Annotated in this window: 16 protein-coding genes; 10 read left to right on the plus strand and 6 right to left on the minus strand. The window is 70.6% G+C overall.

Going from position 1 to position 17,567, the window contains the following annotated elements:
- Positions 1 to 15: 15 nt before the first annotated feature.
- From rbfA to truB, 3 genes are all read left to right on the plus strand, one after another.
- Positions 16 to 465: a 30S ribosome-binding factor RbfA gene (rbfA, locus tag B0I28_RS02125; protein WP_106362151.1), complete on the plus strand. Its 450-nt coding sequence runs from the start codon at positions 16 to 18 to the stop codon at positions 463 to 465.
- Positions 462 to 1,799, plus strand: coding sequence for an MATE family efflux transporter (locus B0I28_RS02130; protein ID WP_106362152.1), 1,338 nt, complete (start codon positions 462 to 464; stop codon positions 1,797 to 1,799). The genes rbfA and B0I28_RS02130 overlap by 4 nt, the downstream gene beginning before the upstream one ends.
- Before the next feature lie 217 nt (positions 1,800 to 2,016).
- On the plus strand, positions 2,017 to 2,928 hold the full coding sequence (gene truB / locus B0I28_RS02135) for a tRNA pseudouridine(55) synthase TruB (protein ID WP_245888850.1): 912 nt from the start codon (positions 2,017 to 2,019) through the stop codon (positions 2,926 to 2,928).
- 104 nt (positions 2,929 to 3,032) lie between these two features.
- On the opposite strand, the gene B0I28_RS02140 is transcribed toward truB, so the two are convergent.
- Complete coding sequence (locus tag B0I28_RS02140) at positions 3,033 to 3,938, minus strand: helix-turn-helix domain-containing protein (RefSeq protein WP_106362154.1); 906 nt, start codon at positions 3,936 to 3,938, stop codon at positions 3,033 to 3,035.
- Between the two features lie 115 nt (positions 3,939 to 4,053).
- Here B0I28_RS02140 and B0I28_RS02145 point away from each other — a divergent pair, with 115 nt between their 5' ends.
- Entirely contained in the window at positions 4,054 to 4,701 is a 648-nt protein-coding gene (locus B0I28_RS02145) for a mycothiol-dependent nitroreductase Rv2466c family protein (protein ID WP_106362155.1), read from the plus strand.
- A gap of 63 nt (positions 4,702 to 4,764) precedes the next feature.
- On the opposite strand, the gene B0I28_RS02150 is transcribed toward B0I28_RS02145, so the two are convergent.
- On the minus strand, positions 4,765 to 5,280 hold the full coding sequence (locus B0I28_RS02150) for a DUF3145 family protein (protein WP_106362156.1): 516 nt from the start codon (positions 5,278 to 5,280) through the stop codon (positions 4,765 to 4,767).
- 392 nt (positions 5,281 to 5,672) lie between these two features.
- Between B0I28_RS02150 and B0I28_RS02155 the strand changes: the two genes are divergently transcribed.
- Complete coding sequence (locus B0I28_RS02155) at positions 5,673 to 6,020, plus strand: hypothetical protein (RefSeq protein WP_106362157.1); 348 nt, start codon at positions 5,673 to 5,675, stop codon at positions 6,018 to 6,020.
- A gap of 195 nt (positions 6,021 to 6,215) precedes the next feature.
- Here the strand turns inward: B0I28_RS02155 and B0I28_RS02160 are convergent, their stop codons facing one another.
- The 3 genes from B0I28_RS02160 to B0I28_RS02170 all read right to left on the minus strand — a co-directional run bounded on the left by B0I28_RS02160 (position 6,216) and on the right by B0I28_RS02170 (position 12,182).
- Positions 6,216 to 8,027, minus strand: coding sequence for a protein kinase domain-containing protein (locus B0I28_RS02160; protein ID WP_106362158.1), 1,812 nt, complete (start codon positions 8,025 to 8,027; stop codon positions 6,216 to 6,218).
- Between the two features lie 63 nt (positions 8,028 to 8,090).
- Positions 8,091 to 10,685 (minus strand): trehalose-phosphatase, encoded by a 2,595-nt coding sequence (gene otsB / locus B0I28_RS02165; RefSeq protein WP_106362159.1) that lies wholly within the window; start codon positions 10,683 to 10,685, stop codon positions 8,091 to 8,093.
- A gap of 66 nt (positions 10,686 to 10,751) precedes the next feature.
- Positions 10,752 to 12,182 carry an alpha,alpha-trehalose-phosphate synthase (UDP-forming) gene (locus B0I28_RS02170; RefSeq protein ID WP_106362160.1) on the minus strand — a complete coding sequence of 477 codons (1,431 nt, stop codon included), beginning with the start codon at positions 12,180 to 12,182 and terminating at the stop codon, positions 10,752 to 10,754.
- Between the two features lie 178 nt (positions 12,183 to 12,360).
- On the opposite strand from B0I28_RS02170, the gene ettA reads away from it, so the two are divergent.
- The 5 genes from ettA to B0I28_RS02200 all read left to right on the plus strand — a co-directional run bounded on the left by ettA (position 12,361) and on the right by B0I28_RS02200 (position 17,017).
- The gene (gene ettA / locus B0I28_RS02175) at positions 12,361 to 14,040 is read left to right on the plus strand and encodes an energy-dependent translational throttle protein EttA (protein ID WP_106362161.1); all 1,680 of its coding nucleotides are present in this window, start codon (positions 12,361 to 12,363) and stop codon (positions 14,038 to 14,040) included.
- A gap of 2 nt (positions 14,041 to 14,042) precedes the next feature.
- A complete protein-coding gene (locus B0I28_RS02180) occupies positions 14,043 to 14,444 on the plus strand; it encodes an acyl-CoA thioesterase (RefSeq protein ID WP_245888851.1) in 402 nt (133 codons plus the stop codon).
- The gene (locus B0I28_RS02185) at positions 14,441 to 14,986 is read left to right on the plus strand and encodes a DUF8185 domain-containing protein (RefSeq protein WP_106362162.1); all 546 of its coding nucleotides are present in this window, start codon (positions 14,441 to 14,443) and stop codon (positions 14,984 to 14,986) included. The genes B0I28_RS02180 and B0I28_RS02185 overlap by 4 nt, the downstream gene beginning before the upstream one ends.
- A gap of 352 nt (positions 14,987 to 15,338) precedes the next feature.
- Complete coding sequence (locus tag B0I28_RS02190) at positions 15,339 to 16,109, plus strand: type III secretion system chaperone family protein (RefSeq protein ID WP_219926503.1); 771 nt, start codon at positions 15,339 to 15,341, stop codon at positions 16,107 to 16,109.
- A 221-nt stretch (positions 16,110 to 16,330) separates the two neighbouring features.
- A complete protein-coding gene (locus B0I28_RS02200) occupies positions 16,331 to 17,017 on the plus strand; it encodes a hypothetical protein (protein WP_181245606.1) in 687 nt (228 codons plus the stop codon).
- 57 nt (positions 17,018 to 17,074) lie between these two features.
- Here B0I28_RS02200 and B0I28_RS02205 read toward each other — a convergent pair whose 3' ends face one another.
- Complete coding sequence (locus tag B0I28_RS02205; RefSeq protein WP_106362164.1) at positions 17,075 to 17,503, minus strand: globin; 429 nt, start codon at positions 17,501 to 17,503, stop codon at positions 17,075 to 17,077.
- Positions 17,504 to 17,567 lie beyond the last annotated feature (64 nt).

A 17,567-nucleotide genomic window follows, 5' to 3' on the forward strand; every position in this document is an offset into this window, starting at 1 on the left:
AAGGCAGGAACAGCGATGGCAGACGCAGCGAAGCGGGCCCAGGTGTCCAAGCGGGTCATGGAGCTGACCGCGCAGGCGGTCCGCAAACTCAAGGACCCCCGGGTCGGCATGGTCACCATCACCGACGCGCGCATCACCTCCGACCTGCGCGAGGCCACGGTCTTCTACACCGTCCTCGGCGACGAGGACCAGGTCAAGGCCTCCGCGGCGGGCCTGGAGCGCGCCACCGGGCACCTGCGCACCACCGTCGGCCGGGCCCTGGGGATGCGCCACACGCCGTCCCTCCAGTTCATCGCCGACACCGTCCCCGACCAGGCCAACCGCATCGAGGAGCTCCTCGCGAAGGCCGCCGCGGCCGACGCGGAGGTCCACAAGATCGCCGAAGGCGCCGCCTACGCGGGCGACGCCAACCCCTATATCGAGAAGGACGAGCCGGAGGACGAGGCCGAAGAGCCCGGCCGGTGACCGCCCCCACCCCCGCCGACCCGGCCGCGGCCCCGCCGCGGCCGGCCTCCTACCGGACGATCGCCTCCCTCGCGATCCCGGCCCTCGTCGTCCTCGCCGCCGAACCGATCTACCTCCTCATCGACACCGCCGTGGTCGGCCACCTCGGCGCCGTCCCGCTCGCCGGGCTCGCGCTCGGCGGCGTCATCATGGGCCTCGCGCCGCTCATCGGCGCCGTCCTCGCCTACGGCACCACCGCCCGCGCGGCCCGCCGCTACGGCGCCGACGACCGCCCCGGCGCCGTCGCCGAAGGCGTCCAGGGGACCTGGATCGCGCTGGCCGCGGGCCTGCTCATGATCGCCGCGATCGAGGTCTTCGCGGGCCCGCTCGCGCGCCTCATGGGCGACGACCCGGCCGTGGAGGCCGCCGCGGCCGAATGGCTGCGCGTCGCGATCCTCGGCGCCCCGTTCCTCCTCGTCGCCGGGGCCGGGCAGGGCTGGATGCGCGCCGTCCAGGACACCCGCCGCCCCATGTGGTTCGTGACGGTCTCGTTCCTCCTCTCGGCCGCGCTCGCCCCGGTCCTCGTCTACCCGGTCGGGCTCGGCCTCGTCGGCTCGGCGTGGGCGAACGCCGTCGCGCAGGCCATCTCCGGCACGCTGTTCCTCCTCGCGCTGCGCCGCGAAGGGGTGAGCCTGCGCGTCGACTGGCCGCTGATGACCAAGCAGCTCACCGCGAACGGCGACCTCATCATCCGCGGCGCCGCGTTCCAGGTGAGCTCCTTCTCGGCCGCGGCCGTGGCCGCCCGCGTCGGCACCGCCGCGCTCGGCGCGCACCAGATCGGCATGCAGCTGTGGTTCTTCGCGGCGCTCGCCCTCGACGCGGTCGCCATCGCCGCCCAGGCCCTCATCGGCGCCGACCTCGGCGCGGGCCGCCCCGAGACCGCGCGGGCCTCCGCGAAGCGCATCACGATCGTCGGCGTCGGCTACGGCACGCTGTTCCTCGTGGTGATCCTCGTGCTCGTCCCGGTCCTGCCGGGCCTGTTCACTTCCGATGCGGCCGTTCGGGACCAGCTCGGGAGCGTGTGGCCGTGGCTGGTGCTCCTGCTGCCCGTGGCAGGCGTCGTGTTCGCGCTCGACGGGGTCCTCATCGGCGCGGGGGACCTGCGGTTCCTGCGGAACATGACGGTGGCCTCGATCGCGAGCGGCCTGCCGTTCATGTGGCTCACGCCGGTGTTCGACTGGGGCCTCGCGGGCATCTGGGGCGGCATCGCCGTCTACATGCTCGTGCGGCTCGGACTCATCCTGTGGCGCTTGCGATCCGGTGACTGGGCCGTCACCGGCGCTGAGCGGGCCTGACAAAACCTGTCTCACAATGTGAATTCGACGTAGTGAGGCGCCTGAACCTCCGTTAAGGTTTCCAGGATGAAGACCGACTCATCACCTCGTCGCAGGCGCCGCGTCCGTCCCAATAATTGGGATGAAGAGAAGGCGGAGGCGCTGCGCGCCCTCCAGGAATCGCTCGACCGCCACCAGTAGCGCACCCCGCGCGGGCGGCCGGTTAGCCTCTACGACCGTGACCGCAGCGCAGAACGGCCCGCAGCCGGGCCTCATCGTCGTCGACAAGCCCCAGGGCATCACCTCCCACGGGGTCGTGGCCCGCATGCGCCGCATCTGCGGCACGCGGAAGGTGGGCCACGGCGGCACGCTGGACCCGATGGCCACGGGCGTGCTGATCGTCGCCGTCGGCAAGGCCACGAAGCTGCTGACCTACGTGTCCGGCCTCGACAAGTCCTATGCTGCGACGATCCGCCTCGGCCGGTCCACGGTGACCGACGACGCCGAAGGCGAGGCCACCGCGACCGCCGATGCCTCTGCCGTCGCCGATGAGGCGATCCGCGCCGGGCTTGCGGCGATGACCGGCGAGATCGACCAGGTCCCGAGCGCGGTGAGCGCCGTGAAGATCGACGGGCAGCGCGCGTACAAGCGGGTCCGCGACGGCGAGGCCGTCGAGCTGAAGCCCCGCCGCGTGACGATCGCCGCGATCGAGGTCCTGGCGATCCGCCGCGAAGGCAGTTTTGTGGACGTCGACGTCGACGTCTCCTGCTCCTCAGGCACCTACATCCGCGCCATCGCGCGCGACCTCGGCGCGGCACTCGACGTCGGCGGCCACCTGACCGCCCTGCGCCGCACCAGGATCGGCGGCTTCGGCCTCGACACCGCCGCCACCTTGGAGACCCTCGCCGAACGATCCGACGCGGGCGACCCGCTCGGCACCCTCACAATGGGCGACGCCGCCGCCCGCCTCATGCCCACCCGCACCGCGACCGATGCGGAGGCGAAGGCCCTCTCCTACGGCAAACCCCTCGCGGCGGCCGGCATCGAGGGCCGCTACGCCGTCCTCGACGCAGGCGGCGACCTCCTCGCCGTCATGACCGAACACGGCGACACGGCAAAACCCGAGACGGTGTTCGCGGCAGCGAACTGAAGGCGGAGCGCCGCGGCCTCCTAGCCGGACTGTCGGACCCCGCTGGCACCCTTGCAGACCGGGGGCCCAACCCCAGCGGTGTGGCGGGGCTGTCGGGTGCCCGGCTATCGCGGTGCGAGGATCTCGCTTCTGAAGGCGATCGGAGTGGTGCCGGTGCGCTGGGCGAAGAACTTGTTGAAGTTCGTGGCCGAGGAGAAGCCGAGGCGTTCGCCGATCCGCGCCGCCGGGATCGTGGAGCACGCGAGCATCCGCTTGGCCTCCAAGACGACCCGGCGGTCGATGAACTCCTTCGCGGGCATGCCAACCGCGGCGATCGTCGCGCGGGACAGCGTCCTGGGGGAGCACGCCAGGGCCTCGGCGTAGTCGTTCAGGGTCCGGGTGTTCGCGAAGTCGCGTTCGACCGCGTCGCGGAACGACAGGTACACCTCGCCCTGCTCGGTCCCGGGCGAGGCGCTCGGGAGGCTCGCCACGCGCAGCACCAGGACCGCGAGCAGGTGCCGGAGCACCTGCCGCCGCGTGTCCGGGGCGAGGCGGTCGGCCGAGTGCTCCCATTGGAGCTGCGTGGTCGCCGCGCGCAGCAGCGCGTGGTCGTCCGCCGCGGGGACGCGGAGCACCGGCGCGTGCGGGTCGTCGGCGCAGACGCCGATCGCGGTGTCGGGGTCGAGGAACCCGGTCGCGAAGCGGATGACCGTGCCTTCGGCGCGGTCGAGCGCGCCCCAGCGCTGCACCTGGCCGGGCCGGGCCCAGAGCCACTGTCCGGGCGCGACGGCGTGCTCCCGGAAGTCCACCGAATGGCGAAGGGCCCCGGAGGAGAGCGTGACGAGGCAGTGCCGGTCGGGCCGGAACGGCCGCGTGGGCGCCCCGCCCGCGCGCAGGCGCGCGAGGGTGAGGATCTCGAACGACGGGGCCGGAGCGGTGCCGAACGGTTCGGCGACGAGCGCGGCGGGGCGCTCGTCGGCGCCCTCCCAGAACCGGCCCGTTATGTCATCTTGTCGCGTATTCACCAGCATCAGCGGCAAGTTTATCCTTTTAATCCGGATTGCGCGGTGGGTTCCGATCATGCGACCGAGCCCCTGAGAGCTAGACCGCCTGGGAACTAGTTCAAATTGAAAGTACTCTAGTCGCATGACACAACCCAAGACCGTCGACTTCTGGTTCGATCCCGCGTGCCCCTGGGCCTGGATGACCTCCCGCTGGATCATCGAGGCGTCGAAGCTGCGCGACCTGGACGTGCGCTGGAACGTCATGAGCCTGTACGTGCTCAACGAGCCCAAGCTCGACGAGCTCCCCGAGCAGTACCGCGCGTTCATGCCCGGGACACTCCCGGCCGTGCGCGTCGCCACCGCCGTCGCCGAGCAGTACGACAACGAGACCCTCGGCCGCCTCTACACCGCCCTCGGGAACCGCATCCACCTCCGCAAGGACAAGGACCCCGAGAGCTACATCCCGTCCGCGCTCGACGCCGTCGGCCTCCCCGCCGACCTCGCCGCCGCCGCGAAGACCGACGAGTGGGACGAGGCCCTGCGCGCCTCGCACCAGCGCGGCATCGGCCTGGTCGGCACCGACGTCGGCACCCCCGTGGTCGCCGTCGAGAACGACGAGGGCGTCAAGGTCGGCCTGTTCGGCCCGGTCGTGACCCCGGCCCCGCAGGGCGAGGCCGCCGCGAAGCTGTGGGACGGCGTCTACGCCGTGACCACCACGCCGGGCTTCTACGAGCTCAAGCGCTCGCGCACCGACGGCCCGAACTTCGACAACCTCGTCGACGACCTCTAGCGCCTACGAGCGCATACGGGAAGGCCCGCAACGCGATCGCGTTGCGGGCCTTCCTCTCTCGTCTTAACTGACCTGGGAGAGCCAGGACTGCTCGGCGCCGCCGACGGCCTGCCGGTACGGCGCGAGCTCCCGCTCCCACTCCAGGCCCAGGAGCTGGTCCAGCCCGGAGCGCAGCGCCTCGGCGCTGGTGGTGGTCGCCAGGAGCGCGCGGATGCGGTCCTCGGCGATCATGATGTCGCCGCTGGCGCTCATCGCGGCGCGGTAGGCGCCGCGGCCGGGGACGTGCATGATGCGCTCGCCGTCGACGCCCGCGCTCGGGTCCTCGGTGACCTCGAATCGGAGCATCGGCCACTGCACCAGGGCCTTCGCGAACTCGGCGCCCATGCCGGCGTGGCCGGTCCAGGCGCGCTCGGCGCGCATGGTGCCCCGCTCGGCGTCCTGCGGGGACCACCCCAGCTTGACCGTTCCCTGCCGCGAGGAGCTGCCGGAGCTCTCCAGGACACGCCCGATCGCCCACTCGACGTGCGGGCACACGGCCGGCGGGCTGGAGTGGATGTAGATCACGCCGCGTGTCTGCATCGCGCACCTCCTTGGGAATCGGCGTATCTGAGTACTGGCTCACTCCTTGTGGTCATTTGGCTACGACTTGAAGCCGCACAACGGGTATCGACCGGGTCGAAGAAGGGATGGACTCGGACCCGGCACGCTATTCCGCTCTGTTACATACTGACAGCTTCGAAAGCATCGCGCTAGGCTTAAACGGCTCCGGGCACTCACTTTTTCGATCATTCGATGTGTCACACCCGGTGCATGTGCTAGTCGTCGCAGGACGCACCTGAGCTACACTTGCGCATGACCGGCATACTGTCGGTTTTCTTTTGTGGTCCAACCCAGGTTCGTGCCAGTCTTCGGGGCTGCTCTTCCTGCGCGAGACCGAAGATCCGTCTACACGACATGGTGAGGAGACCGGCGTGGCAGCCAACACTTCCAAGACAGCACGCGCTTCCGTCAAGGCCGGCCAGGGCAAGGGCGCCGCGGGCCTCAGCGTCCTCGGCGAGTTCAAGTACCTGATCCCGCTCAACGGCGGCAAGCACGTGTACCTGCGCAACCTGACCGACGGCAAGACCCTGCACCTCGCCACCGGCTCCGAGGCGTTCACCGAGGCCGTCAAGGCGCTCGCCGCCGCCGGCCACGGCGAGAAGATCAAGGCCGAGATCGAGGGCCTCGCGTCCTCGCTCCCCGCGGAGCAGGGCTGGGACACCACCCTGAAGTCGCTCGAAGAGGCCGGCGCCTTCTCCGCCGAGGCCGTCGCCGCGTAAGGGTCCGCCCCCGCGACTACCGCGCTCCATGCCCTCCGGGCGTGGGGCGCTTTTTTCATGCGCGTACAGACGCATGCCGAAAATGGTCGATCAAATGTTCGAGGGCGCTATTCGCGGTCCAATTTCTGCAACTGCGGAATGCGCGCGCGGATTGGCGCGGTTCACCCGATCGGCGGACCCTTATCGGGTATTCGGTCAATCGCCGAGATCGGCGGTGCACGCCGGTTCGGACTTCGGCACCTCGTCGACCGCCCACAGTGCGCTCACCAGGAAGCAGTAGTCCTGGTCCGGGCTGAAGCCGCCGCTGGTGTACGTGGTCTCCAGCGTCCCGTCCTTGTTCAGCGCCTCCGCCTGGTCGTCCCCGACGCGCTGCGCGAACACGATGTACCGCAGGCTGTCCGTGGCGCCCTCCGGGGCGTTCCACACGAGGGTCACCTCGCCCTCGTTCCACGACTCGATCGCCAGGCCCGTCGGGGCCCCGCCGCCGTCCGTGTCCGCCTGGTCGAGGTCGTCGCCGTCCTTGTTCGGGACGATCAGCCACAGCCACAGCGTCATGACCAGGCCCAGGACGACGCTGATGGAGAGCCCGAGGATCACGTAGCCCTTCAGGCTGCGGTTGTCCTTCTCCTTGCGCTGCACCGGTTTCGGCGCCTTGTACGCCTGGGTCTTGCGCTGCTTCGCGCCGTCGCGGCCGATCACCGGCGGTGCGAACACCTGCTGCTCCGGCGGTGCCGACTGCTGAGGAGCGGCCTGCTGCGCGGTCCACGGGGACGGCGGCGGCTGCATGCTCACCGGCGCCTGCGGCGGCGCCGAGTACGGGGCGATCTGCGGCGCAGGGGAAGCGGGGACCCCCGAGAACGGCTGCGCCGACGCGGGCGCGCCGGAGAACGGCTGGGCCGAGACCGGCGGCGCGGCAGGGGCGCCGTTGAGCTGCGCGTACCGCGGGTCCACCGCGTGCCCCAATTGGGACCCGAACCCGCCGTTCGTGCCGCCGCCGGTCATCCCCCCGGCGGTCGAGCCGAGCGTGTTCCCGTACTCCGAGTGCGGCATCGGCGGCTGCTGCACGGGCGCGAACGGGTCGAGCGGCACCCGCGTGCCCCGCGACGCCACCTCGGGCCGGTACACCGTCTCCTCGTTCGAGACGTCGCCGATCACCGACGGCGCCGCGGCCTTGCCGACCCCGCCGCCGTACATGCCGCGCTGGAGCTCCTCGGCGAACGCCTCGCACGACGCGGGCCGCCGGGCCGGGTCCCGCGAGAGGCTCCGCACGAGCAGCGTCTCCAGCCACTCGGGGACGTCCTCGCGGGGGAGCTTCGGCGGCGGCGCGTCGGAGGTGACCCGCTGGCGGTGCGTGTCCGGGTCGGTGCCGCCCTCGGGGTTCGCGAACGGCGCGAACCCGGCGAGGAGGTGCCACATGCTGGAGGCGAGGCTGAACAGGTCGCTCGCGGGCGTCTGGGCCTGCCGCAGCAGGGCCTCGGGGGACGCGTGGAGCGGCGTGAGCTTGTCGATCGCGGCCGTCGCCGCCAGCGCCGCGGTGCTCCGGGCGATCCCGAAGTCGGCGAGCGCGGGGCCGTACTGGCCGCGGAGGATGTTCTGCGGCTTCACGTCCCGGTGGAGGATGTCCGCGTGGTGGGCGGCCTGGAGGGCCTGGCCGATCTTGACGCCGACGTCGATGACGTCGGTGACCGGGAGGGGCCCGTTCGCTTTGAGGATCGCCGAGTACGAGCCGCCTTCGCAGTACTCCATGACGATGAACGGCTGCCCGGCCTCGGTGTGCCCGGTGTCGATGATCGAGACGATGTGGGGGTGGTTGGAGACCGCGACGGTCGCTTCGAGTTCCTTCTCGACGGAGTCGGCGGTGGTCATGTCGTCGTCGACGAGGAGGACCTTGACGGCCACGGTCCGGTCGAGCCGCTCCTGGACGGCGCGGTAGACGAACGCGGTCGACCCGTGCGCGACCATCTCGAAGTCGCGGAATCCGGGGACGGCCGGAGTGTTGAGGCTCAAGGCGGGGGCTCTCTGCCGGGGACGTTCGGTCCCGTCCAGATTAGCCCCCGCCCTGAGACTTGCTCAGATGCGTCCGCTCGTGCCGTTCAGCAGGTTCGCCACCCGGATGAGTCCGAGGTGCGAGTACGCCTGCGGGTGGTTGCCCAGGCCGCGCTCGGCGATCGGGTCCCACTGCTCGGGGAGCAGGCCGGTCGGGCCCGCGCACGCGAGGATCTGCTCGAACAGCTCCTCGGCGTCGGTGCGGCGCCCCACCTGGAGGTACGCCTCGGCGAGCCACGCGGCGCAGATGATGAACCCGCCCTCGGTGCCCGGGAGGCCGTCGTCGCGGTGGTAGCGGTACACCGTCGGGCCCGAGCGCAGGCCGGCCTCGATCTTGAGGACGGTCTTCAGGTAGCGCGGGTCGTCGGGCGGGAGCAGGCCGGAGAGGCCGATCCACAGCGACGCGGCGTCGAGGTCGTCGTGGCCGTACGCGGCCGTGTACGCGCCGATCTCGTCGTTCCAGCCCAGTTCGAGCACGTTCTTGGCGATCTGGTCGCGCAGCTCGGGCCAGTCGGGCTTGTACTCCATGCCGAACTGCTCGGCGACCTTGAGCGCCCGGTCCACCGTCACCCAGCACATGACCTTGGAGTAGACGTGGTGCCGCGGGGCCTGGCGGGCCTCCCAGATGCCGTGGTCGGGCTCGTGCCAGCGCTTGGCGACGGCCTCGACCATGTTCGCCATGACGCGCTCCTCGAACTCCGAGAGGTGCCCGCGGCGCTGGGCGACGGCCTCGATGAGCATCGCGACGGGGCCGAACACGTCCAGCTGGACCTGGTTCGACGCGGCGTTGTTGATGCGCACCGGCCGCGCCCCGGCGTACCCGGGGAGCGTGTCGATGATGGCCTCGGGGCTCGGGGCCTGGCCCTCGATGTCGTAGAGGGGCGCGAGCCGCTCGGGGTGCCCGGCGGTGCGCTCCAGGATGCCGGCGACCCATGTGAAGTACGCCTCGGCCTCCTGGAGCGAGCCGAGGTCGACGAGCGCGTTCGCGGTCATCGCGGCGTCGCGGATCCAGCAGAACCGGTAGTCCCAGTTGCGGACGCCGCCGAGCTCCTCGGGGAGCGAGGTGGTGCCCGCGGCGAGGATCGCGCCGGTCGGCTGGTAGCAGAGGGCCTTGAGCGTCAGCGCGGAGCGGCCGACGGTCTCGGGTTCGACGCGCGGGAGCTTCAGGGAGTCCGACCAGTTGCGCCATCCGGCCTCGGTGGTGCGGCGGCGCACGTGGACGGGCGGGCGCCACTCGGCGAGGTCGTCGATGCCCGCGCGCATCTCCAGGACGAGGGAGCCGCCGGCCTGGGCGAGGTCGACGGTGGCGACGGCCAGGGAGTGCTGCCCGTCGTACTCGATGTGCCATTCGACGCCGGGGGAGCGCAGGCTGATGGGCTCGCGGCCGCCGAGGACCTTGAGGCCCTCGTCGCCGACGGGCTGGAGCTGCACGGGGATCTGCCCGAACTCCGGCCGGGGCGCGAACGTGATCTTGACGGGGATCTCGCCGGTGATCTCGCGGACGAGGACGGTGGCGTTGAGGTCGCCGCGCCTGCGCGGGGTCGAGTCGAGCCAGTCGGTGACCGACAGGCCGGACCAGCGGGTCTCGACGCTCATGGTCCCGGCGACGTACCGCTGGCCGAGGGGGATGCCCGCGCTGACGGGCTGGACGGTGAAGTGCCCGGCGTGGTCGCCGCCGAGCAGGTCGGCGAAGACCGAGCCGGAGTCGGGCTTGGGGTGGCACATCCAGGTGACGCGGCCCTCGGGGGTGAGCAGCGCGTGGTTGGCGCCGTCGGCGATCATCGCGTGCCGCTCGATGAGCTGCGCGGACTCGCCCTGGAGCCAGGCCCGGCGGGTGTCGACGAGGCTCGCGAGGAGCTTCGCGACCGCTTCGGGGTCGTCGAGCCGGTAGGCGGCCCTGGTGGGGCCGGGGCCGATGCGGACGCCGACGTCGGGGCCGTGGAGGTGCGCGAACGCGTTCTCGTCGGTGACGTCGTCGCCCAGGAACAGCACGGCGGAGGCGCCGAGCTGGTGGCGGAGCTTGTCCAATGCGTCGCCCTTGTGGGTGGCGACCACCGACAGGTCGATGACCGCCTTGCCCTCGGTGGTCTGCACGCCGTCCCACGTCGAGGGGCCCTCGCGGACGTCGTCGACCGCGCGGCCGGCGTCGGCCTCGGTGGCCTCGCGCACGTGCAGGGCCGCGCCCGCGGGCTTGGGCTCGACCCGGGCGCCCTTGTAGCGTTCGGCGATCGCGGTGAGCTCGGCGACGAGCTTGTCGCGCAACCGCTGGTCCTCGCTGGAGAGCGCCCGGGTGAAGCCGATGTCGAACTCGGACCCGTGGGATCCGACCAGGTGCACTTCGGAAGGCAGGCGGGACAGGGCCGCCAGATCGCGCAGGGCGCGACCCGAGATGACCGCGACCTTGGTCTGCGGCAGGTTCGCGAGCGTCCGCAGGGCCGACACCGATTCGGGGATCGGTTTGGCCTGCGAGGGGTCGGTCACAATGGGGGCGAGCGTGCCGTCGTAGTCGCACGCGATCAGCAGCTGCGGAACACGGGCGAGCAGGGTGAGGGCCGAGCGGAGCTCTTCGGAGGAGCCGGGGCTCTCCGGAGCACGGCCCTCTGGGCTAGGTGCGGTCATCGTGGCGTATCTCTCCAACACCGTCGTTGCGGAATATGTGTGCCTACCGGCCCCTGCCTGCCGTTTTCAGTCGGCGGAGGGCAGGCTGCCCGGATTGTACGCCGCGCTGCGCTCCGGAACACCCAGCGCCGTGAGGAAGCTGCGGGCCCAACGGGACACGTCGTGCTTGCGCAGGTACCTCCTCATGGCGCGCATTCGCTTCATCCTATCGTCGGCCGACGCGGTCGCCGCTGTCACGAATCCGTCTTTCAGATCTGTCAGATCGTGCGGATTGACGAGGAACGCTTGCCGCAGATCTCCTGCGGCCCCGGCGAACTCGCTGAGGACGAGCGCGCCGCGGTTGTCGGTCTGGCTCGCCACGTACTCCTTCGCGACGAGGTTCATCCCGTCGCGCAGCGGGGTCACCGCCATGACGTCGGCGGCCTGGTAGAGGGCCGCCAGCTCGTACCGGTCGAACGACTGGTGCAGGTAGTGCACGGCCGGGAGGCCGACCACGCCGTACTCGCCGTTGATCCGCCCGACCTCCCGCTCGACGCGCTCGCGCAGGGCCACGTACTGGTCCACGCGCTCGCGGCTGGGGGTCGCGACCTGGATCATGACGGCCTTGGGGACCTCCAGGCGGCCGTCTTCGAGCAGCTCGCGGAACGCCTTGAGGCGCACCTCGATGCCCTTGGTGTAGTCGAGCCGGTCCACGCCGAGGAAGATCGTCTCGGGTTCGCCGAGCTCGGCGCGGATCTCCTTGGCGCGCTGGCGGACGCGTTCGGTGCTCGCGACCTCCTCGTTGGCCGCGGTGTCGATGGAGATGGGGAAGGCGTCGGCCCTGACGAGGCGGTCGTCGACGGTGACGTAGTGCCCCCTCGGCCGGTAGCCGAGCAGGTGCCGGGTGAGCGCGAGGAAGTTCTGCGCCGCCAGGGGCCGCTGGAAGCCGACGAGGTCGGCGCCGAGCAGGCCCTTGAGGATCTCCATGCGGTGGGGGAGCTGCATGAACAGCTCGACGGGCGGGAACGGGATGTGCAGGAAGAACCCGATCCGCAGGTCCGGGCGCCGCTCGCGGAGCATGCCGGGGACGAGCTGGAGCTGGTAGTCCTGGATCCACACGACCGCGCCGGGCGCGGCCTCGCGGGCGCACACCTCGGCGAACCGCTCGTTGACCTCGTAGTAGGACTTCCACCAGGAGCGGCGGAAGACGCGGGGCTCGACCGCGTCGTGGTAGAGCGGCCACAGCGAGGCGTTCGAGAACCCCTCGTAGTAGCGGTGGATCTCGTTCTCGCTGAGTTCGACCGGCAGCAGCGTGACGCCGTCGGACTCGAAGGGCTCGGGGGCGGCGCCGGCGATGCCGGCCCAGCCGATCCAAGTGCCCCGGTTGGCCTGGAGAACGGGTTCGAGGGCGGTGACGAGGCCGCCAGGGGATCGGCGCCAGGTTCGGTTTCCCTCTGCATCGACGACTGCGTCGACGGGGAGGCGGTTGGCCACGACGATGAACTGTGCGTTGCTCAATTCGTTTTCCTCCTTTCTCCAAGCCTAGCCGGGAAGGGCCGTCTTTTCCGCGGTGCGGACCAGGGCGGTGGTGACGTACGCGCACCCGCGCCAGGGCCCGTTGGCGGACCCGCCCCGGGGCTTGACATCATTGGTTCCGGTCAGTTCCGTACAGCTCGTCGCAAAGCGAAGGATCAGCGTGGCGCAGTTCATCTACACCCTGGAAAAGGCGCGCAAGGCGCACGGTGACAAGGTCGTCCTCGACGACGTCACCCTGTACTTCAACCCGGGTGCGAAGATCGGCGTGGTCGGCCCCAACGGCGCCGGCAAGTCCAGCCTGCTGCGCATCATGGCGGGCGAGGACCAGGTCTCCAACGGCGAGGCGAAGCTCGCCGTCGGCGCGACCGTGGGCATGCTCGCGCAGGAGCCGCCGCTGAACGAGTCGAAGACCGTCATGGGCAACGTGATGGAGGCCGTGGCCGACATCCAGGGCAAGCTCGACCGGTTCAACGAGGTCGCCATGGAGATGGCGACCGACTACACCGACGAGCTCATGGCCGAGATGGGCCGCCTCCAGGAGGAGCTCGACGCCGCCAACGCCTGGGAGCTCGACTCGAAGATCGAGCAGGCCATGGACGCGCTGCGCTGCCCGCCCGGCGACTGGCCCGTCACCAACCTCTCCGGCGGCGAGCGCCGCCGCGTGGCGCTGTGCAAGCTGCTGCTCGAAGCGCCCGACCTGCTGCTCCTCGACGAGCCCACCAACCACCTCGACGCCGAGTCCGTGCTCTGGCTGGAGCGCCACCTCGCGTCCTACGCGGGCGCCGTCATCGCGATCACCCACGACCGGTACTTCCTCGACAACGTCGCGGAGTGGATCCTGGAGCTCGACCGCGGCCGCACCTACCCCTACGAGGGCAACTACTCCACGTACCTGGAGAAGAAGGCCGAGCGCATGAAGGTGGAGGGCCGCAAGGACTCCAAGCTCCAGAAGCGCCTCAAGGACGAGCTCGAATGGGTCCGCTCCAACGCCAAGGGCCGCCAGACCAAGTCCAAGGCCCGCCTCGGCCGCTACGAGGAGATGGCCGCCGAAGCCGAGAAGACCCGCAAGCTCGACTTCGAGGAGATCCAGATCCCGCCGGGCCCGCGCCTGGGCTCCACGGTGATCGAGGTGAAGGACCTGCACAAGGGCTTCGACGGCGTCACGCTCATCAACGGCCTCGACTTCAGCCTGCCCCGCAACGGCATCATCGGCATCATCGGCCCCAACGGCGTCGGCAAGACGACCCTGTTCAAGACCATCGTCGGGATCGAGAAGCCCGACTCGGGCACCGTGAACGTCGGCGGCACCGTGCAGCTGTCCTACGTCGACCAGAACCGCGCGGGCCTCTCCGGCGACAAGTCGGTGTGGGAGACCGTCTCCGACGGCCTCGACTACCTCATGGTCGGCAAGGTCGAGATGCCCTCGCGCGCCTACATCGCCGCGTTCGGCTTCAAGGGCCCGGACCAGCAGAAGCCCACGAAGGTCCTCTCCGGCGGCGAGCGCAACCGGCTCAACCTGGCGCTCACCCTCAAGCAGGGCGGCAACGTGCTGCTCCTCGACGAGCCCACCAACGACCTCGACGTCGAGACGCTCTCCAGCCTGGAGAACGCCCTCCTGGAGTTCCCCGGCTGCGCCGTCGTGATCTCCCACGACCGGGCCTTCCTCGACAAGGTCGCCACCCACATCCTCGCCTGGGAGGGCGAGGACGCGGACGGCATGCCGAAGTGGTTCTGGTTCGAGGGCAACTTCGAGTCGTACGAGAAGAACAAGATCGAGCGCCTCGGCCCCGACGCCGCCAACCCGCACCGCGTCACGCACCGCAAGCTCACCCGGGACTAGCCGTGGCCCGCTTCAAGGTCGACGTGGCGCTGCGCTGGTCGGACATGGACGTGTTCGGCCACGTGAACAACAACAAGTTCATGGTGCTGCTCGAAGAGGCCCGCGTGGCGATGATGTTCGACAAGGCCGAGGACGCCGGGCTCTCCGGCTTCCGCGAGGGCGTCGTCGTCGCCCGCCACGAGGTCGACTTCCTGCTGCCCGTGGTCGTGCCCGCCGAGACGCGCGTGGAGCTCTGGGTCGAGCGGATCGGGAACTCCTCGTTCACGTTCGCCTACGAGCTCTTCGCGAACGGCAAGCTCGCGCTCAAGGCCAAGACCGTGATGGTCCCGTTCAACACCGAGAGCCAGCGGCCCCGGCGCGTCACCGACGACGAGCGGGCCTTCCTGGAGCGGTGGACCGAATGACGACCGGCGACGGCCCCGCCTTCGCCGCCCGCGTCGCCCGGCTCGACCCCGAAGCGCCCGTCCTCGCCCGCGACGGGCGCCTGTGGGCGACCCTGCCGATCGGCGTCCTCGCCGTGCGCGCCGCCGAGGGCCTCCCCGACGGCGTCTACCGCGCCGCCGACCTCGCTTCCGGGAACGCCGCTGCGAAACCCGAGGCGTCCTGGCGCGGGCGCCTGCCGCAGCGGCCCTGGGCCGTCGTCGAGACCGTGCCCGCCGCCGACGTCGCCGACATCGACCGCAAGGCCGGGGAGGCCCTGCGCGAGCGCCGCGGCAGCGGCGTCGGCGACCGGCGCCTGCGGGACGCGATGCTCGACCACGTCGCCCTCACCGTCGAGCACGGCGGCGCGCGCTACCCGGTCCAGGTGCGGCTCGTGGCCGCCTTGTGCCGCATGGGGTTCCTCGGCGACGAGCCGGTGAAGGTGCTCCGCTCCGGCCGCCGTCTCGGCCTGTCCGGCACCTTCGGCGCCGTCTGGGAACGCGACCGCGGTCTGCCCCTCCTCTGACCCCGCGGGCCTCCGGCCCGCCACCGTTCAGTGACCCCTGTGCAGTTGACAAGAATCCGACGTCCGGAGGATGGGACGCCGCTTCCGTCTCTGATACATATGAAACCCATGACAGTACCCACCGCGGGCCTGCGAACAAACGCTCGACGGTTCATACTTTCAGTCAGGATTGACTGACGGTTGTGCCAAGTCGCACCGAGTCCCTAGTCTGCTCACTGCAACGCGACGTAACTTGGCTGTGCCCGGCGAAGCACAACCAACCACAACCAATGCTTCAGTCCCGGACGAATGCCAACGAATTACCCAAGAACTGCCAGTGATTCGCATTTTGGGTGGGAAGGCGGACAACACCATGGCATGGTGGCGCAGCAGAAAACGCGACGCAGAAGACAACCCGGTGACCGAGGCGGTCGCCGAAGCCGACAGCGAGATCGGCGGCTCGGCCGAGCGCGCCCAGGCCCGCGGCAGCCAGCCGAGCGCGGTGCCGAACCCGCGCGCCGAGCGCGAGCGCGAGGCGGCGGAGTCCCTCGAAATGGAGCTCGCCGGCCGCGAGCTGCGCCATGAGCTGACGGCGGAGCAGCTCCTCCTCGGCCCCGAGGAAGAGCAGATCTCCGAGGTCGAGCGCTGGCACCTCATCAAGCAGGACCTCGCCGAGATCGATCCGGAGTTCATCTCCGACCTGGAGCAGATCGCGGCCGACGCCCGCGACGAGGCCGCCCCGCTCGACGCCGACCGCATCATCGCGGCCCTGAAGAACCTCGACATCCGCTACCTCGTGGACGAGAACGGCGGCATCGTCGCCCTCTGGGAGCGGCACATCGTGCAGGTCCGCGCGGAAGGCCCCGACGCCGACATCCTGGTCCTGCGCGCCCGCGCCTACCAGACCGTCCCCCGCGAGTGGGCCGAGCGCGGCTACGCGGCCATGAACGAGTGGAACCGCACCCGCCGCTTCCTCAAGGCGTACCTCGGCGAACCCACCGAGTCCGGCGCGCTCCCCGTGTTCGGCGAGATCCAGGTCCCCGTCCGCCCCGGCATCACCACCGCGCTCCTCGAAGAGCTCATCGACTGCGGGACGGCCATCTCCGGCACGTTCGTCGAGTGGCTCGAAGGCGAGCTCCTGTAACTTCCGGCGAGACCCGGACGCGGGCCGGAGCGCATCGGCGCTCCGGCCCGCGTTTCGCTCCCCGATTCCCTTTTGTGCAGTCGCTTTTGGTTGGAAATGCCGGATGAGGCGGGGTTGAACTGGGAAAACTCATCTACCCCACGAGTATCGGGACTGCGCTTTCCAAGCGCCTTCGGTAATCTATAGGTTCCCTTTGCATTCAAATGAATACAGGAGCACCCATGACCCTCCCGATCCCCGCCGCCGAGCCCCCGGCGAACGAGCCCGCAGCGGAGGCCCCGGCGCCGCCGCCGGAGGCGCCCTACCCGGCTCCCGCACCCGAAGCCCCGACCCAGGACGCCGCCGCACCCGCCCCCGCCGAACAGCCCGCCCCCGCCCCCGCGCCGTCCCAGCTGCCGCCCGCCATGACCCCGCCTCCGGCCGCCGTACCCGCGCAGTACGCGCCGCCGATGCCCACCGGCCCGATCCCGGTCCAGTCCGTCCCGACCGGCCCGATGCTCGTCGCCCCGCCGCCGCTGCCGCGCAAGCCCTCCAAGGCCGGGACCGTGGTCCTGGTGATCGCGCTCGTCGTGGTCGCCCTCGTCGCCGGGGCCTTCGCGTACGTGTACACGCAGGCCTCCGAGGAGTCCGACGCCCGCGCCGCCGAGATCGAGGAGCTCACCGCCGCCCAGGACGAGCTGGAGGCCGAGAACGGCGAGCTCGTGAACGACCTCGCCGGGCTCCAGCTCACCGCCGACGACTTCGAGGCCTGCCAGACCGCGTTCGACGCGTACAACAGCTTCGAGTTCGAGGGCGAGATCGACCCCAACGCCGAGAACTTCGAGGACCTGTTCACCGACGAGTACATCGAGTACCAGAACCAGGCCGCCGAGCTCTACCAGGACGTCATCGTCAAGTGCTCCCCGTGAGCCCTCGAACGGCGAAGGGCCCGGACGCGATGCGTCCGGGCCCTTCCCCTGTCGTGTCTATGCGTTGCGCATGAAGTCTGCCGCCCGCTCCATGTACTCCCACATCACGCGGTCGTACTCCGGCGACAAGGCCACCTCGTCCATCGCGGTGCGCATGCACTTGAGCCACGCGTCCCGCTCGACCTCGCCGATCGTGAAGGGCGCGTGGCGCATCCGCAGGCGCGGGTGGCCCCGCTCCTCCGAGTACGTGTGGGGCCCGCCCCAGTACTGCTCCAGGAACATCTTCAGGCGGCGCGCGGCCGGGCGGAGGTCCTCCTCCGGGTACATCGGGCGCATGACCGGGTCCTCGGCGACCTGCGCGTAGAACGCGGTCACCAGGCGGTCGAACGTGTCCTCGCCGCCCACCGCCTCGTAGAACGACTGCGTGGGCGCGGGCTGTCCTGTCGGCGTGAGGGGCACAACGGCTCGCGGGCTGTCACTAGGCATCTCCCAATCGTGCCAACCGCGGGGCCGCCTGGAAAGCCGATCCGGCGCGCGTCACACCGAATGG

It is taken from the genome of Glycomyces artemisiae (genome assembly GCF_003002955.1).
Lineage (GTDB): Bacteria > Actinomycetota > Actinomycetes > Mycobacteriales > Micromonosporaceae > Glycomyces > Glycomyces artemisiae.

Coding starts and splice junctions, on each gene's coding strand:
- rbfA (WP_106362151.1), top strand. CDS start 16: ATGGCAGACGCAGCGAAGCGGGCCCAGGTGTCCAAGCGGGTCATGGAG.
- B0I28_RS02140 (WP_106362154.1), bottom strand. CDS start 3,938: ATGCTGGTGAATACGCGACAAGATGACATAACGGGCCGGTTCTGGGAG.
- B0I28_RS02145 (WP_106362155.1), top strand. CDS start 4,054: ATGACACAACCCAAGACCGTCGACTTCTGGTTCGATCCCGCGTGCCCC.
- B0I28_RS02150 (WP_106362156.1), bottom strand. CDS start 5,280: ATGCAGACACGCGGCGTGATCTACATCCACTCCAGCCCGCCGGCCGTG.
- otsB (WP_106362159.1), bottom strand. CDS start 10,685: ATGACCGCACCTAGCCCAGAGGGCCGTGCTCCGGAGAGCCCCGGCTCC.
- B0I28_RS02185 (WP_106362162.1), top strand. CDS start 14,441: ATGACGACCGGCGACGGCCCCGCCTTCGCCGCCCGCGTCGCCCGGCTC.
- B0I28_RS02190 (WP_219926503.1), top strand. CDS start 15,339: ATGGCATGGTGGCGCAGCAGAAAACGCGACGCAGAAGACAACCCGGTG.
- B0I28_RS02200 (WP_181245606.1), top strand. CDS start 16,331: ATGACCCTCCCGATCCCCGCCGCCGAGCCCCCGGCGAACGAGCCCGCA.
- B0I28_RS02205 (WP_106362164.1), bottom strand. CDS start 17,503: ATGCCTAGTGACAGCCCGCGAGCCGTTGTGCCCCTCACGCCGACAGGA.